Annotated in this window: 17 protein-coding genes; 7 read left to right on the top strand and 10 right to left on the bottom strand. The window is 67.9% G+C overall.

What is annotated here, in order from left to right; genetic code table 11:
- Positions 1-136 precede the first annotated feature (136 nt).
- Both glpD and glpK read left to right on the top strand, forming a co-directional pair.
- The gene (glpD, locus tag HMPREF3113_RS09585; protein ID WP_070471886.1) at positions 137-1630 is read left to right on the top strand and encodes a glycerol-3-phosphate dehydrogenase; all 1494 of its coding nucleotides are present in this window, start codon (positions 137-139) and stop codon (positions 1628-1630) included.
- Between the two features lie 47 nt (positions 1631-1677).
- Positions 1678-3177, top strand: a complete 1500-nt coding sequence (glpK, locus tag HMPREF3113_RS09580; protein WP_070471885.1) for a glycerol kinase GlpK — start codon at positions 1678-1680, stop codon at positions 3175-3177.
- Between the two features lie 73 nt (positions 3178-3250).
- Here glpK and HMPREF3113_RS09575 read toward each other — a convergent pair whose 3' ends face one another.
- A complete protein-coding gene (locus tag HMPREF3113_RS09575; protein WP_070426001.1) occupies positions 3251-4045 on the bottom strand; it encodes a MetQ/NlpA family ABC transporter substrate-binding protein in 795 nt (264 codons plus the stop codon).
- A gap of 113 nt (positions 4046-4158) precedes the next feature.
- Complete coding sequence (locus HMPREF3113_RS09570; RefSeq protein ID WP_019183619.1) at positions 4159-5124, bottom strand: helix-turn-helix transcriptional regulator; 966 nt, start codon at positions 5122-5124, stop codon at positions 4159-4161.
- Positions 5125-5215: 91 nt separating this feature from the next.
- Here HMPREF3113_RS09570 and HMPREF3113_RS09565 point away from each other — a divergent pair, with 91 nt between their 5' ends.
- Entirely contained in the window at positions 5216-5827 is a 612-nt protein-coding gene (locus tag HMPREF3113_RS09565) for a hypothetical protein (RefSeq protein WP_070471884.1), read from the top strand.
- A gap of 121 nt (positions 5828-5948) precedes the next feature.
- Complete coding sequence (locus HMPREF3113_RS09560; protein ID WP_019183617.1) at positions 5949-6725, top strand: DUF481 domain-containing protein; 777 nt, start codon at positions 5949-5951, stop codon at positions 6723-6725.
- 102 nt (positions 6726-6827) lie between these two features.
- Here HMPREF3113_RS09560 and hemC read toward each other — a convergent pair whose 3' ends face one another.
- The 6 genes from hemC to HMPREF3113_RS09530 form a co-directional block, all read right to left on the bottom strand.
- Complete coding sequence (hemC, locus tag HMPREF3113_RS09555; RefSeq protein ID WP_070471883.1) at positions 6828-7739, bottom strand: hydroxymethylbilane synthase; 912 nt, start codon at positions 7737-7739, stop codon at positions 6828-6830.
- Positions 7740-7813: 74 nt separating this feature from the next.
- Positions 7814-8542 (bottom strand): LytR/AlgR family response regulator transcription factor, encoded by a 729-nt coding sequence (locus HMPREF3113_RS09550; RefSeq protein ID WP_019183615.1) that lies wholly within the window; start codon positions 8540-8542, stop codon positions 7814-7816.
- Between the two features lie 10 nt (positions 8543-8552).
- Positions 8553-9599: a sensor histidine kinase gene (locus tag HMPREF3113_RS09545; RefSeq protein ID WP_046273129.1), complete on the bottom strand. Its 1047-nt coding sequence runs from the start codon at positions 9597-9599 to the stop codon at positions 8553-8555.
- Between the two features lie 4 nt (positions 9600-9603).
- Entirely contained in the window at positions 9604-10269 is a 666-nt protein-coding gene (locus HMPREF3113_RS09540; RefSeq protein WP_172838074.1) for an alpha/beta hydrolase, read from the bottom strand.
- A gap of 75 nt (positions 10270-10344) precedes the next feature.
- Positions 10345-12252: a glucans biosynthesis glucosyltransferase MdoH gene (mdoH, locus tag HMPREF3113_RS09535; protein ID WP_070471882.1), complete on the bottom strand. Its 1908-nt coding sequence runs from the start codon at positions 12250-12252 to the stop codon at positions 10345-10347.
- 495 nt (positions 12253-12747) lie between these two features.
- Positions 12748-12927, bottom strand: coding sequence for a hypothetical protein (locus HMPREF3113_RS09530; protein WP_019183611.1), 180 nt, complete (start codon positions 12925-12927; stop codon positions 12748-12750).
- Between the two features lie 194 nt (positions 12928-13121).
- On the opposite strand from HMPREF3113_RS09530, the gene HMPREF3113_RS09525 reads away from it, so the two are divergent.
- The gene (locus HMPREF3113_RS09525; RefSeq protein ID WP_070471881.1) at positions 13122-13511 is read left to right on the top strand and encodes a DUF2628 domain-containing protein; all 390 of its coding nucleotides are present in this window, start codon (positions 13122-13124) and stop codon (positions 13509-13511) included.
- 30 nt (positions 13512-13541) lie between these two features.
- Here the strand turns inward: HMPREF3113_RS09525 and arsC are convergent, their stop codons facing one another.
- Together arsC and arsH are read right to left on the bottom strand one after the other, a co-directional pair.
- Positions 13542-13976 (bottom strand): arsenate reductase (glutaredoxin), encoded by a 435-nt coding sequence (arsC, locus tag HMPREF3113_RS09520; RefSeq protein WP_070471880.1) that lies wholly within the window; start codon positions 13974-13976, stop codon positions 13542-13544.
- On the bottom strand, positions 13973-14725 hold the full coding sequence (gene arsH, locus HMPREF3113_RS09515; RefSeq protein WP_070471879.1) for an arsenical resistance protein ArsH: 753 nt from the start codon (positions 14723-14725) through the stop codon (positions 13973-13975). Before arsH ends, arsC begins: the two co-directional genes overlap by 4 nt.
- 39 nt (positions 14726-14764) lie before the next feature.
- On the opposite strand from arsH, the gene HMPREF3113_RS09510 reads away from it, so the two are divergent.
- On the top strand, positions 14765-15091 hold the full coding sequence (locus HMPREF3113_RS09510; RefSeq protein WP_070471878.1) for an ArsR/SmtB family transcription factor: 327 nt from the start codon (positions 14765-14767) through the stop codon (positions 15089-15091).
- 25 nt (positions 15092-15116) lie between these two features.
- Positions 15117-16169: an ACR3 family arsenite efflux transporter gene (gene arsB, locus HMPREF3113_RS09505; protein ID WP_070471987.1), complete on the top strand. Its 1053-nt coding sequence runs from the start codon at positions 15117-15119 to the stop codon at positions 16167-16169.
- The last annotated feature ends 75 nt before the right edge of the window (positions 16170-16244 follow it).

The following is a 16244-nucleotide window of genomic DNA, read 5'->3' as shown; positions in this document are numbered from 1 at the left end:
GCACCACGCAGTACGCACAACGGGCCCCTTGCGGGCCCGTTGTCGTTGTGGGGCCCGCTACTTTCATCGGGCGTTGCCGACCACTGCCCGACACTGGCCACCACGGCGGACCACGCCGATCCGCCCCGGGGAACCGATGCGCGAGTCCTTCGACATGCTGGTGGTGGGCGGCGGCATCAATGGCGCCGGGATCGCGCGGGATGCGGCCGGGCGCGGGCTCTCGGTATGTCTGTGCGAGCAGGATGACCTGGCCGCCCACACCTCCAGCGCCAGCACCAAGCTGATCCACGGTGGCCTGCGCTACCTGCAGCAGGGTGAAGTCGCGTTGGTGCGCAAGGCGCTCAACGAACGCGAAACGCTGCGCCAGCTCGCCCCGCACCTCATTGCCCCGACTACGTTCGTGCTGCCGCATGCGCGCCATCTGCGCCCGGCCTGGATGCTGCGTGCCGGCCTGTGGCTGTACGACCACCTGGGCCGCCCCAATCCGCATTTCCCGCCCTCGCAGCGCATCGACCTGGAACGCGATCCCCGCGGCGAGACGTTGCAGCCGGGCTACCGGACCGGCTTCACGTATGCGGACGCCCGCGTCAACGATGCCCGGCTGGTGGTGCTCAACGCACTGGATGCACACGAGCGCGGTGCCGATATCCGCACCCGCACCCGCTGCGAACAGTTGATCCGCCACCGCGACCACTGGTGGGCGGTGCTGCGTACGGCCAGCGGCGACGTGCAGCGCATCCGCGCCCGCTGCGTGGTCAACGCCAGCGGCCCCTGGGCCGGCACGGTGCTGCAGCGCGCGGGGCTGGATGCACCGCTCGGGCTGCGGCTCGTGCAGGGCAGCCACCTGGTGGTGCCGCGCCTGTTCGCACATGACAGCGCCTACCTGTTCCAGCAGCCCGACCAGCGCGTGGTGTTCGCGATCCCGTTCGAGCAGGACTTCACCCTGATCGGCACCACCGATACCGATTACGACGGTGATCCGGCGTGGGTCAAACCGCGCGCGGAGGAGCAGGCCTATCTGCTTGATGCGGTGAACCGGTTCCTGCGCGTGCCGGTCGAGGCCGAGGACATCGTCTGGCGCTACAGCGGCGTGCGCCCGCTGCTGGCCGATCATCATCGCGCTGCATCGCAGGTCACCCGCGATTACCGGTTGGAGCTGGATACCGCCGGCGCCCCGCTGCTGAGCGTGCTGGGCGGCAAACTCACCACGTATCGCGCGTTGGCCGAGGAAGCGCTTGGGCGCCTGTCACCCTCGCTGCCGGCGATGGGACCGGCCTGGACGGCCGGCGGGCCACCGCTGCCCGGTGGCGACGGTGGCGACGCGGTACAGGTGGCTGAGACCCTGCAGCGCGATCATCCTCACCTGTCCCCTGCCCTGCTCCAGCGCCTGGCCACCAGCTACGGCACGCGCGCAAGCGGCCTGCTTGCCGGCGCCCAGACACGCGACGCATTGGGCCAGGACCATGGCGGCGGCCTGCACGAGCGCGAGCTGGACTACCTGATCACGCACGAATGGGTACGCACCGCCGAGGACGTGCTGTGGCGCCGCAGCCATCTCGGCCTGCGGCTGGACGCTGCACAGCGCGAGGCCCTGGCGGCCACCGTGCAGGCGCGCGTTTCGATGCCGTAGGCTGTATGTCTGTCACGCCTCACGGCATCGATTCCACGGAGCAGACCATGGACAAGCACTACGTGCTCGCCATCGACCAGGGCACGACCAGTTCGCGCGCCATGCTGTTTGATCGTGCCGGGCGCATCGCCGGCAGCGCGCAGCGCGAGTTCACCCAGATCTTCCCCCAGCCGGGCTGGGTCGAGCACGATCCGCGCGAGATCCTGACCAGCGTCTACACCACGATCACCGAACTGTTGAACCGCCACCAGGTGGACCCGCGCACGATCGCCGGGATCGGCATCACCAACCAGCGCGAGACCACCGTGGTCTGGGACAAGGCCACCGGCCAGCCGATCCATAACGCGGTGGTATGGCAGTCGCGGCAGAGCCATGCGATCTGCGAGCAGCTCAAGGCCGACGGCCACGAGCCGCTGATCCGGCGCAGGACCGGGCTGCTGATCGATGCCTATTTTTCCGCGACCAAGATCCGCTGGATCCTCGATCACGTCGAGGGCGCGCAGGCACGTGCCGAACGCGGCGAGCTGCTGTTCGGCACCATCGACAGCTGGCTGATCTGGAACCTCAGTGGCGGCCAGGCGCACGTCACCGACGTGACCAATGCCGCGCGCACGCTGCTGTTCGATATCCATGCGCTGCAGTGGGACGATGAGCTGCTGGCGTTGTTCAACATTCCGCGCGCGATGCTGCCGCAGGTCCGCAGCTCCAGCGAGGTGTATGCCACCACCCAGGCGCAGTTCTTTTTCGACCAGCACCTGCCCATCGCCGGCATCGCAGGGGATCAGCAGGCCGCGCTGTTCGGCCAGGCCTGCTTCGAGCCGGGCATGGCCAAGAACACCTACGGCACCGGCTGTTTCATGCTGATGAACACCGGCGACAAGGCGGTGGTATCCGAGAACGGGCTGCTCACCACCATCGCCTGGGGCATCGATGGCCGCGTGGAATACGCACTGGAAGGCTCGATCTTCGTCGCCGGCTCGGTGGTGCAGTGGCTGCGCGACGGGCTGCGCATGTTCGGCAAATCCAGCGATTGCCAAGCGTACGCCGAGCGCGCCGCCGACAACGGTGGCGTGTACCTGGTGCCGGCGTTCGTGGGACTGGGCGCACCGTACTGGCGCAGCGATGTGCGTGGCGCGATGTTCGGCCTGACCCGCGGCACCACCAAGGAACACTTCATCCGCGCGGCGGTGGAATCCATGGCGTACCAGACCCGCGATGTGCTGGCGGCGATGCAGGCCGATGCGGGCATCGAGCTGAAGGAACTGCGCGCCGATGGCGGTGCGATCGCCAATGACTTCATGGCGCAGTTCCAGAGCGACATCCTGGGCGTGCCGGTGCTGCGCCCGCAGGTGGCCGAGACCACCGCGCTGGGCGCCGCGTATCTGGCCGGGCTGGCCACCGGCTTCTGGAGCAGCCGGGCGGAGATCGCCGAACAGTGGGCGGTGGACCGCCGCTTCACCCCGCAGATGCCGACGGATCAGCGCGAGGCGCTGTACCGCGGCTGGCAGCAGGCGGTGGAAGCGACGATGGGCTTCCGCGTGGGGTGACGCCCGCGTCGGCGATCATTGCCGCGCGGGGCGCGGCCAGCCACGCATGGCGTGGCGCTACCGCGGGTGCCGGTCAGAACGCGGGGAGGACGGCGCCCTTGTACTTCTCGGCGATGAAGGCCTTCACTTCCGGGCCGGTCAGGGCCTTGGCCAGCTGCTGTACGCGGGCATCGTCCTTGTTGTCCGGGCGGGCAACGAGGAAGTTCACGTACGGAGAATCCTTGCTCTCGATCGCCAGCGCATCCTGGGTCGGGTTGAGCCCGGCATCCAGCGCGTAGTTGGTGTTGATCAGGGCCAGATCGACCTGGTCCAGCACGCGCGGCAGCATCGCCGAGTCCAGCTCGCGGAACTTGAGCTGCTTCGGGTTGGCGGTGATGTCGCGCTGGGTCGCCAACGCGTTGGTCGGGTCCTTGAGCGTGATCACGCCGGCCTTGTGCAGCAGGATCAGCGCGCGGCTGTTGTTGCTCGGGTCGTTGGGGATCACCACATCGGCGCCGTTGGGCAGCGCATCGAGCGATTTGAAGCGGCGCGAGTACGCACCGAAGGGCTCGATATGCACGCCGATCACCTTGACCAGGTCGGTCTTGCGGTCGCGGTTGTAGGCGTCCAGGTAGGGCTCGGTCTGGAAGTAGTTCACGTCGACCTGCTTCTGCACCAGCTGGTCATTGGGCTGCACGTAATCGTTGAACACGCGCACCTCCAGGGTCAGCCCCTCCTTCTCCAGGATCGGCTTGACCACGGCCAGGATCTCGGCGTGCGGCACCGCAGTGGCCGCGACCACCAGCTTCTGGGAATCATGGGCCGGCTTGCCACAGGCGGACAGGGCCAGCGAGGCGGCAAGCAACGGGAGCAGCAGGTACTTTTTCATGGGGGCAGCGGAATCCGTAGGGGCAGCAACGCCCCACGATACCGCACGCCCCGGCCCTTGCGGAATCCGGGGCATATGACCCCACGACATGAGCCGATGCCGGCCGGGCCGGCTTACTCGTAGCTGGTCAGCGCCAGGGCCAGCAGGGCCTTGGCCTGTTCGCGCAGCATCACCGGCTCGACGATCTCCGCGTCCGAGCCGTAGTGCAGCACGTCCATCAGCAGCTCACGCGAGACGCTGTAGGGCAGTTTCAGCTCGTAGCGGCCATCGGGCAGGAAACGGCCCTGCTGCTTGGAATGCCAATGCTCATCGGCCACCCAGCGCGCGGCTTTGGCACTGAAGACGATCGTGGCCCAGCCCTTGGGCGGCCCGGAGAAGATGCCGTAGCTGGCGCCGAGCTGCTCGTCCAGCTCGCTCTCATCCACATCGCGCGCGGTGGTATCGATCACGCGCGCCTTGTAGATGCGGTCCACGGCGAAGCTGCGCAGGCCTTCGCGGCCGTGGTCCCACGCATCGAGGTACCAGTTGTCGCGGTAGTGGGTCATGCGCTGCGGCGACACGGTGCGCTGGGTCGCCTCGTCGGTGGAGCGGGCCCGGTACTCGAAGGCCAGCTGCTTGCGCTCGAGCACCGCCGAGGCCACCGCGCGGAAGCTGGCCTCATCGAATTTGCGCCCGCGGTGCGGAATCACCCGGACCCGGTCGACCGGCCAGCTGGAGACACCGGCCTGCGCCGCCAGCAGCCCTTCGATGCGCTGCTGCAGCGGGGCCAGCACCGAGGAGAGCACGCCGCCCCCTGTCCGCGAAAGCAGGTGCTGGGAGGCCAGCAGCGCGTGCAGCTCTTCCGAGCTCAGCCACAAGCCCGGCAGCTCGAAGCGGTCGCTTTCGTCGGCCTGGTAGCGGAAGCCCGCCTCGCCATCGCCTTCCACCGGCGCCATCAGCGCATCGCGCAGGAAGGCCAGGTCGCGGTAGACAGTCGCGCGGGAACACTCCAGTTTTTCCTGCAGGGCCGCCACCGTTACCGGATAACGGGCGGACTTGAGCAGGCGATGCAGGGCGTTGATGCGTTCATATCGGTCCATGACCCGATTATGTCCGAGTCGCCGTCGTTGTGGCGGCTTCGGCTGCATCTTCGGCTATCGTGGGGCCCCCCATCGCCTGCTGCCGCCCGTCATGCGCCTGTTGCCCGCCCTTGCCCTGTCCGCCGCCGCCCTGCTGCCCAGCGGCTGCGGGCGCACTGAAACGCCCGTGGCTGCGGTGCCTGCCGCGACCGCACCGGCCGCCGACCCGGTCGGCACGGTGCTGGCCGCCAGCCAGCGCTTCGGCCAGCTGCGCAGCTTCCATGCGGTGATGAAAATGCAGGGCCCGCGCGCGGTGGAAGCGCAGATGGACTACGTGGCCCCGGACCGCTACCGCCTCGTCACCGAGGATGGCCCGCAGACCATCATCGGCGGCACCTTCTTCCTGCAGCGTGCCGGCGAAGTGCGCCAGATCCCGGTGCCCGAAGGGATGCTGGCCCAGTGGCGCAATCCGTTGCCCGCTGATCTGGAGCCGGCGCAGCTGCAGGTGCGCGACCTCGGCGAAGAACGCGCCGGCGGCCAGCGCGCACACAAATACGAGGTGCGCCACGCCACTGCAGCGCCCGATGGCCTGCTGTACTGGGTCAATGTGCAGGGCCTGCCGGTGCAGATCGAGCGCAAGGGCCAGACCAACGGGCAGCCGTTCCGGATTACCGTGACCTACTCGCGCTTCGACGACGCCTCGCTGCGGATCGATATTCCCTGAACAGGGGCGAGGCCGAACGGGTCCTAAAGCCCCGGCCCATCGCCGAATGTGACGTGGAACGCATCAAGTATCATCCCCCCCTTGTTGTCCCTCCCCCTTGTCCGATCACGGAGAACCGTTGATGTCCCTGCGCGTTTCGTTGCTTGTTCCCCTGCTGCTCTGCGCCCCGGCGGTTTATGCACAGGACGTTGCCGAACTGGCGGCGATGACCTCCCCCTGGAGCGGCAGTGGCGGCGAACTGGGCTTTGCCTCGGCCCGCGGCAACAGCAATACCGAGAGCTTCAACGGTCGTCTGCGCCTGCGCTACACCGATGATGACTGGGTGCACAGCATGGACCTGTTCGGCCTGCGCTCGCGCTCGGAGTACACCGATACCAACGACGACGGCACCACCATCCGCCGCCGCAACACCACCGCCAACCGCTACACCGGCAGCGCCGGCAGTGCGCTGCAGCTGGGCGAACACCGCCAGATCACCGCCACGGTGCGTTACGAGCGCGACGATTTCGCCACCTACGACCGCCAGAGCTCGTTCGGTCTCGGTTACGGCACCCGGATCATCGACGCCGAGCGGTTCTACATGGACGCGCAGATCGGTCCGGGTGTGCGCCGCACCCACAACACCGAAGACGACTCGACCCGTACCGGCCTGATCGGCCGCGGCCTGTTCGATCTCAAGTACACGCTGACCCCGAACACCGACCTGGTGAACACGCTGCTGGTCGAATCGGGCTCGTACAACACCTTCGCGCAGAACGATTTCGGCGTATCGGTGAGCATGAACGAGCATCTGGCACTGAAGGCCGGCTGGCAGGCGCGTCACAACAGCGACGTCGCCGATGACAAGCGCAAGACCGACACGCTGACCACGATGAACGTGGTCTACAAGTTCAAGTAATCGCTGCGGGCGCCGGTGCGCCCGCCATCGTGACGTAGTGCCGGCCGCTGGCCGGCTACCCGGGAACCTCGCGCGATCTGGAATGCCGGCCAGCGGCCGGCACTACACCGCGAGCAGCTCCCCGGCGCCGGCATCGAGCAGGCCGCGCGCGACGCGCTGGCCCAGCGTCTCCGGATCACTGGCCGGGCCCCGCGCTTCCGCGCGCACGATGCGGCCATCGGCGACCCCGCCGACCAGGCCCTGCAGGAACAGATCCTCGCCCTCCCATTGCGCAAAGCCGGCCACCGGCACATGGCAGCTGCCGTGCAGCGCGCGGTTCATGGCGCGCTCGGCTTCCACGCAGGCACGCGTGTCGGCATCGTCCAGCGCAGCGAACAGGCCCATCACCGCCGCGTCCTCGCCGTTGCACTCCACCGTGACCGCGCCCTGCGCCGGGGCCGGCAACCAGTCCGGGGCGGCCAGGCGCGCCACGATGCGGTGGCCCAGGCCCAGGCGTTCCAGCCCGGCGACCGCCAGCACGATCGCGTCGTAACCGCCGTTGTCGAGCTTGGCCAGGCGCGTGTTGACGTTGCCGCGCAGGTCCTGCAACTCCAGATCCGGGCGCAGCGCGCGCAGCTGGGCCTGGCGGCGCAGCGACGAGGTGCCCACCCGGGCGCCGATCGGCAATGCCTCCAGCGAGGCGTACAGATTTGAAATGAACCCGTCGGCCGCGTCATGACGGGTCAGCATGGCTGGCAGCGCGAAGGGCGCGTCCAGTTCCATCGGCACGTCCTTGAGCGAGTGCACGGCGCAATCCGCTTCGCCACGCAGCATCGCCAGTTCCAGTTCCTTGAGGAACAGGCCCTTGCCGCCGATCGCCGCCAGCGAGCGGTCCAGCACCTCATCGCCGCGGGTGCTCATCGGGATCAGCACCACCTCCAGCCCCGGGTGCACCTGGCGCAGGCGGTCGGCGACGTATTCGCTCTGCCACAGGGCAAGCGGGCTCTTTCGGGTGGCGATGCGCAGGGTCTTCATGGCGCCATTATCGACGCACGGAGGCATATCGACCAACGGTGAGCGCCTGCCAGGCCCGATGGGATCCCCGTGGCCTACAGGTGTTTGAGGTCCTGCTTGAGGCTGGCCACGCAGCGGCGGCTGACTTCCAGCGGCCCGTGGCCATGGCGCAGCACCGCCTGGACCTGGCCTGCGCCATTTCGTCGCAGCTCCACCAGTTCGTGCCGGGCGACCAGGCAATTGCGATGGATGCGCACGAATCGGGTGCCGAATTCTTCTTCCAGCGACTTCAGCGATTCTTCCAGCAGGTCTTCGCCGCGCGCGTGGTGCACGACGACGTATTTCTCTTCGGCCTGCAGGTAATGGATGTCCTCGACCGGGATCAGCCGCAGGCTGCCGCGCAGGCGCGCGCACAGCAGCGTGCGCGCCTGCTGGCTGGCGGCGGTCGCCGGGCCGCTGCGGCCGGCCAGGAAGGTCCGCGCCCGTTCAAGGGCGGCAGCCAGGCGCTCGGGGCGCACCGGCTTCATCAGGTAATCGATGGCCGCCGCTTCGAACGCGGACAGCGCATGCGCGTCGTACGCGGTGCAGAACACCACGGCCGGGCGGGGTTCGAAGGTCGCCAGATGGCGTGCGGCCTCCAGCCCGTCCAGGCCGGGCATGGCGATATCGAGCAGGACCAGGTCCGGTTGCAGTTCGGCGCAGGCATGCAGCGCCTGTTCGCCGTTCTCGGCCTCGGCCACCACCTCGATGCCGGCCTGGTCGGCAAGCAGGGAGCGCAGGCGCTCGCGGGCCAGCGGTTCGTCGTCGGCGATCACCACCTTCAATACAGTTTCCTCACTGGACCGGGACCGTGATTTCGCAAGCATAGTAGCCGTCGGCCCACGCCCCCGTCATCCGCGCGGCCGGGCCGAAGCGCCAAGCCAGGCGGTGGGCGATGTTGCGTTGTGCGTGGCCTGCGCCCTGCAGCAGCGGCAGCCCGCGGGTGGCCGGATCCGGCGCCGGGTTGCGCACCCGGATGCGCAGCTGGGTGCCGTCGCTGGACAGCGCCAGCACGATCGTGCCGCCGGCAGGCACCCGTGAGATGCCGTGCAGCACCGCGTTCTCGACCAGCGGTTGCAGCACCAGCCGCGGCATCGGCAACGACCATGGCAACGGCTCGTCGCGCAGCCAGATCACCTTCAGGCGTTCGCCCAGGCGCAGCGATTCGATCGACAGATACTGCTCGGCCAGTTCGCACTCGGCCTGCAGGGTGGAGTCGCCATCGCCGGCACCCAGCGCGGCACGGAACAGGTCCGACAAATCCAGGACCGCGCGCTCGGCCACGTCCGGATCGCGGCGCAGCAGGCTGGCGATCAGGTTCATGCTGTTGAAGAGGAAATGCGGCCGGATCCGCGCCTGCAGCGCATCGGCCTGGGCCCGTGCATTGGCCAGCATCTGCGCGCTGCCACGATCACTGACGTAGAAGTAGCGCAGCGCCAGTGCGCTGATCAATGCGGTCATCGCCGCGCTGCCCAGCGTGAACCGCCAGAAGCCGACGGTCTGGGCGAAGCTGCCGCCGCCGATCACCCCGTACAACGCATGCACGATCGCCGCGCACGCGCCGGCGATCAGGCCGGTCATCACCACCACCAGCACCATGCCCGGCACCTCGGGCAGGCGCGAGAGCATGGCACGCACGCTGCACAGGCTGACCGTCACTGCCAGCGCCAGCCACAACGCGAAGCCGCTGGCGGACAGAAAGTCCGGCAGCGTCCAGTGGCGGCTGCCATCGGGTGCCAGCGCCACCACCACGACCACCAGCTCGGCCAACCCGAGCATCGCCGCCAGTCGCGGCAGGCGGCACAGCTCGGGCAACCAGGACTGCTGGCGCGGGTCGTTCATGGCGTCAGGCGGCCAAGCGCGCCTCGAGCCAGTTGCCCAGTGCGTCGAGCTCGTCGGCACAGACCTGGTGGGCCATCGTATAGGTATGCCACTCCACCGGCAGGCCGAGCGCGCCCAGCGTCTGTGCGGTGTGCTCGGCGATCGCCACCGGAATCACCGGATCCTGCGTGCCATGGGCCATGAAGACCGGCACGCTGATCGCACCGGCCACACGCGCGGCCGCAGCCTTGGCCGGGTCGGGCAGATAGGTCGACAGCGCGATCAGCCCGGCCAGCGGACGGGTGCGGCGCAGCAGCGCGCTGAGGATCACCGCCCCGCCCTGGGAGAAGCCGGCCAGCAGGATGCGCTCGGCCGGAATGCCGCGGGCGATCTCGCGCTCGATCAGCAGTTCCAGTTCCACGATCGAGGCATCCACGCCGGCGCTGTCGGCGCGCGAGCGAAAATCCATGCTGACGATGTCGTACCACGCGCGCATCGGCACGCCGTTGTTGATCGTGATCGGCTGCACCGGCGCATGCGGGAACACGAAGCGGATCGCCGGCCAGTGCGGGCGCACCAGCTCGGGCACGATCGGGGCGAAGTCATGGCCATCGGCACCCAGGCCATGCAGCCACAGCACCGACCACTGCGGGTCGGCGCCGGTTTCGTTTTCCACGGTATCCAGCATCAGGCGGCTCCAGTACGTTCAAGCCGCATTATGACCGCGCCCCGCTGCAATGGGGCGCTGATCGCGGCAACGCAGGGCTCAGCCGGCCGGGTGCGCCTCGACAGCCGCACGGCGCAGCTCGGCCGCGCGCACCAGCACCTTGGGCGGTGCCGATTCTTCCGGGATTTCCATCAGGCCCAGCCGGTGCATCCACACGCCGGCGGTGCGCGAGGAGGTGAAGCCCACCACCGGAATCGCCAGCACCATGCCGATCACCACCGGCGCCATCCACGCCGCCAGCGAGGGCGAGACCGCATAGGCCAGTGCCCCCATGAACAGACCGAACACGCTCAGCCCGCCATAGCCACGTGCCAGTGCCAGCCAGGACACTCCGCCATCGTCGCGCTGCTGCGCATCCCAGCCCGAGTCCTTGCCGGCCAGCACTTCGGCCACGCCGCGCGACTGCACGTACATCACCACCGGCGCCATCAGCGCGGCAAGGATGGTCTCCAGCAGCATCGAGATGAAGGCGCGGATCGTGCCACCGCAGCCGCGGCGTTCCACCGGCTCCAGCAGCATGGCCAGATAGCCCAGTACCTTGGGCGAGAGCAGCACCACCATGGTGATCGCGAACATGCGGATCACCTGCGTCTCGTCCTGGTGGCGCCAGTAAACGCCCGGCGAGAGATGCAGTACTTCATTGAGGTCGATGCCGCCCTGGAACAGCGGGATCGCGATGCCGATCAACATCAGCATGGCCCACATCGGCGCGGTGAAGTAGTGACCGATTCCGACCAGCATGTGCATGCGGCTGACCCAGTGCAGGCCCTTGGAGCCAACCACCTTGGCGTGCTGCAGGTTGCCCTGGCACCAGCGGCGGTCACGGACCAGCAGGTCGGTAAGGGTCGGCGGGCCTTCCTCATAGCTGCCTTTGAGGTACGGCACCATGTGGGTGGCCCAGCCGCCGCGGCGCATCAGCGCGGCTTCGACGAAATCGTGGCTGAGCACATGCCCGCCAAACGGCTCCTTGCCCGGCAGCGAGGGCAGGCCGGCCTGCTCGGCGAAGGCCTGGGTGCGGATGATCGCGTTGTGGCCCCAGTAGTTGCTCTCCGCGCCATGCCACCACGCCACGCCGCGGCCGATCACCGGGCCGTAGACGCGCCCGCCGAACTGCTGCATGCGGGCAAACAGGGTGCGCCCGCCGACCACCGCCGGCAGGGTCTGGATCAGCCCGACATCCGGGTTGTGCTCCATCCCTGCGACCAGGCGCACGATGGTGTCGCCGGTCATCAGGCTGTCGGCGTCCAGGATCAGCATCTGCGGGTAGGCGCCGCCGAAGCGGCGGACCCAATCGGCGATGTTGCCGGCCTTGCGCCCGCTGTTGTCGCCGCGGCGACGGTAGAAGATGCGGTCATGGCCGCCCACGGCATCGCACAGGGCGCGGTAGGCCGCTTCTTCGGCCTGCCCGATGTCATCGCGCCGGGTGTCGCTGAGCACGTAGAAATCGAAGTTCGCCAGCTGCCCGGTCTCGGCCACTGACTCGTAGATCGCCTGCAGGCCGGCCAGCAGCCGGCGCGGATCTTCGTTGTAGGTGGGCATCAGCAGCGCGGTGCGCGTGTGCACGGTCGGCAGCGGTGCGTCCGGGTCGATGCCCAGCTTGTAGCCCCGATCGAACACGGCGGTCAGGAAGCCCGCCACGGCGCCGGCGAACGACAGTGCGATCCACGCAAACAGGCCCACGAACAGCACCAGCAGGCAGGCCTCGAGCACGCTGATGCCGTTGACGGCCAGCACCTTCCACATCATCCGGCTCGCTGCGGCGGTCATCGCCGCGGTGCCGCCCAGGATGTAGAAACGGCGCAGCCCGATCATCCGCGGCGAGGTGCGCTGGCGTGGCACCTGCAGCCGGCCTTCGCGCAGCGACTGCTCGGGCATCGGCAACGGCGACTCGGCCGGCAACGTCGCCCGGCCGGCATCCAGCGGGGCGTTGAGGGTCTGGGTACTCATGCGCGGTGTCCCTGTGCAGGGCGTGCCAGGCCGGGGGTGCCAAGTGCGGAAGGGGGCGTCCTGAGCCCGGCGTGCGCGCTGGCACGCATGCGTCCTGTCGGTGCGGGCCGGAGACCGGCACGCAGCGTATGTCTGTGACTACCGGAACCCACGAACTCTCCAAACCGACTTGAGACGAAAAATGCGGCTCAGTCTATGGCGCGAAATGTAAGGTGCGCGCGAAGGGCTGACCGGGCATTTCTCCGCATTCAGCTTTTGGATCGAGACAAGTGGAGCGCCCCGCACAGGCACCGCCGCGCAGGCCCTGTGCCATGGGCCTCTGCCCATTCATCTTGCAGGCGGCCGGTCCAGGCCCCGCATGGCGATGGACACCGTTCCAACGGCCCGGGTGCGGGGCCGGATGGGCCGATGTTGCGCGGTTTTCCATCCCGTGGGCGGGGGAACGGGCGTGCGTTTGGACGACCGGCCGCACCGGCGTGCGGTGGCGCGTTGGGCTCAGGCGACGGTGGCGGCGATGGCCAGGTCGGTGTCGACCGGCGGGCGCGACAGCGCACGCGCGCTCACCTGCGAGAACTGCAGCTGGGCAAGCAGGTGTTGCGCCTGGGTGGCGACCGGGCACGGCGTGATCTGCGGTCCTGCCACAGGGCGCTCGGGGGACATCACATCAATGGACATGGTCTGGCATCTCGTTGACTTCTCATGACCCGCGGGGCTTCCGGCCGCGCGGATTGCGCACCCTATCGGAAAACCGGGACGAATGTGTGACGGTGCCCGCAGCCCCTTCCATGCGTCGCCGGAAGCGTCGAAAAATTGGTGCCAATCAAGAGCTTGTCGGTATCATGTAATCGTTTTCAACAAACGATTCGGATATGGATTCCAACACTGCTTCCCCCTACAGCCCCAAGTGGCAGTTCCGCTTCAACTTCTTCGAACAGCACGGCGCCCCCAATACGCCGACCTTCAAGGCGGCGTACAAGACGCTGCCGTTCGGCCAGAAGATCAAGGTCAACTTCAACTTCTACGCCCTGTTCTTCAGCTGGATCTACCTGCTGATCGTGGGCATGTGGCGCAAGGCGCTGACCATCCTGGGCATCACTCTGATGCTGATGGTCGTCGTGGCGTTCCTGCCGGACGTGGTCGGCCGTGCGATCGGGGTGGCCTGGTCGGTGTTGATCGCGCTGACCACCAACTATTCGTACTACCTGGAAAAAGTGAAGGGCGACACCAGCTGGAACCCCTTCGCCGGCATGCGCTGGTAAGCAGCGCGCAGGCGTGGATGAAGAGCCCGGTCATTGACCGGGCTTTTTTGTGGGGCGCCGGCCCTGGGCGTCGATCACCACCTCGCCGTCTTCCTTGCGGAACGGAGCATGCACCGGTGGCAGAATCTCCAGCACGGTCTCCGAGGGCCGCGCCAGGCGCACCCCGCGATCTGTCTGCACGAACGGCCGGTTGATCAGGATCGGATGCGCGAACATCGCATCGAGCAACTGCGCGTCGTCGAGCGCCGGATCGGCCAGGCCCAGTGCGGCGTAGGGCGTGCCCTTCTCCCGCAGCGCATCGCGCACCTGCAGCCCCGCCGCCGCGATCAGTGCGATCAAACGCGCGCGATCCGGCGGGGTCCGCAGGTACTCCACCACCTCCGGTTCGACGCCGGCATGGCGCATCAGCGCGAGCACATTGCGCGAGGTCGCGCAGGCGGGGTTGTGATAGATGACCGCCTTCATGCGCGGTCTCCCACGGCGAGCGGCGGCGGTGGCGGGACCGGCTCCACCACGCCGGCAGTACGGGCCAACTGCGCCGCGTACACGTCGTCCTTGCGTTCACTGTATCGGTCGGTCAGGTAGTCGCTGTGGTCACGCACCAGCAGGGTGAACTTCACCAGCTCCTCGACCACGTCCACCACGCGGTCGTAGTACGCCGAGGGCTTCATCCGGCCGTCCGTATCGAACTCCTGCCAAGCCTTGGGAACCGAAGACTGGTTGGGGATGGTCACCATCCGCATCCAGCGCCCGAGCACCCGCAATGCGTTGACCACATTGAAGGACTGCGAGCCGCCACACACCTGCATTACCGCCAGGGTGCGGCCCTGCGTGGGGCGTACGCTGCCTTCGGACAACGGCAGCCAGTCGATCTGATTCTTGAACACCGCACTGAGGGTGCCGTGACGTTCCGGGCTGATCCAGACCTGGCCTTCGGACCAGTGCGACCAGGCACGAAGCTGTTGGACCTTGGGGTGGTCGGCATCCACCGCGTCGACCATCGGCAGCTCGTGCGGATCGAACACGCGGACCTCGGCGCCGAAGTGCTGCAGAAGACGTTCCACCTCCCTGGCGAGCCGCCGGCTGTACGACTGCGGGCGCAGTGAGCCAAACAGAACCAGAATGCGCGGCGGATGGTCACTGGCACGCGTCGACAACCGCGCGGGATCGGGGATGTCGACCGCCGCAGCGGTCAGGTATGGCAAGCGGGACATCGGGTTGCTCCGGATGATTTGTTCGATTATTCTAGAAACATGGAACATAAAACCGCAACCCACGCCCTGGCCGCGCTCGGCCATGCCACCCGCCTCAGTGTCTTCCGTCTGTTGGTCCAGGCCGGCCGCGGCGGCCGGTTGGCCGGCGAGATCGCCACCGAACTGGGCCTGCCCGGTGCCACCCTGTCGTTCCATCTCAAGGAGCTGAGCGCAGCCGGACTGGTCAACGCCGAGCCACGCGGACGCAGCATCTGCTACCGCGCCGATTTCGAGGCGATGAATGGCCTGATCGGTTACCTGACCGAAAACTGCTGCGCCGGCGAGGCGGACTGTGGCCCAGGCGGCCAATGCGCGCCGCCGCGCTGACACCTAGATGACCGCGCCTGTTGCGATGACGACGCCCGCCTCTTCCCGGTTGTCATTCCTGGACCGCTGGCTGACGCTGTGGATCTTCGCGGCGATGGCGCTTGGCGTGACGCTGGGGACGCTGTTCGACGGCCTGCCCGCCGCGCTGGAGGCCATGACCCTGGGCGGCACCAACCTGCCCATCGCCGCGGGGCTGATCCTGATGATGTACCCGCCGCTGGCCAAGGTGAAGTACGAGGCCCTGCCCGCCGTCTTCGCCGACAAGCGCGTGCTGGCGCTGTCGCTGCTGCAGAACTGGGTGGTGGGGCCGGTGCTGATGTTCGCGCTGGCCGCGCTGTTCCTGCACGACCGGCCGGAATACATGACCGGGCTGATCCTGATCGGGCTGGCCCGCTGCATCGCCATGGTGCTGGTCTGGAACCAGCTGGCGCGCGGCGACAATCAGTACGTGGCCGGCCTGGTCGCGTTCAACTCGCTGTTCCAGATCACCTTCTTCAGCGTCTATGCGTGGCTGTTCCTGACCGTGCTGCCGCCGTTGTTCGGGCTACAGCGCAGCGTGATCGATGTCAGCACATGGACCATCGCCGGCGCGGTGCTGGTGTACCTGGGCATTCCCTTCGCAGCGGGCTACCTTGGCCGACGGGTACTGCTGCGGCTGCGCGGGGCCGCGTGGTACGAAACCCGTTTCCTGCCCGCGATCAGCCCGATCACGCTGGTCGCGCTGTTGTTCACCATCGTGGCGATGTTCAGCCTCAAGGGGGGTGACGTCCTGCGCATTCCGCTGGATGCGGTGCGTATCGCCATCCCGCTGACGATCTACTTCTTCGTGCAGTTCCTGATGAGCTTCGTCATGGGCCGCTGGATCGCACGCGACTACCCGCGCACCACGGCGATCGCCTTCACCGCGACCGGCAACAACTTCGAGCTGGCCATCGCGGTGGCGATCGCCGCCTTCGGGCTGGGCTCACCGGTCGCGTTCGCCGCCGTGATCGGGCCATTGGTGGAAGTGCCGGTCCTGATCGTGCTGGTCCACCTCGCGCTGCGGCTGGGACGTCGCGGTTTCCCAGACACCACCTGAAACAGCAGCAACAGCAGATCGATCTGCTGACCGAACGGGGGGCGCGCGGCAACCGGGAAGGCTGAGCCGATCCGG

It is taken from the genome of Stenotrophomonas sp. HMSC10F06 (assembly GCF_001807865.1).
GTDB lineage: Bacteria > Pseudomonadota > Gammaproteobacteria > Xanthomonadales > Xanthomonadaceae > Stenotrophomonas > Stenotrophomonas bentonitica_A.
This window is presented reverse-complemented; position numbering and strand designations above follow the sequence as displayed.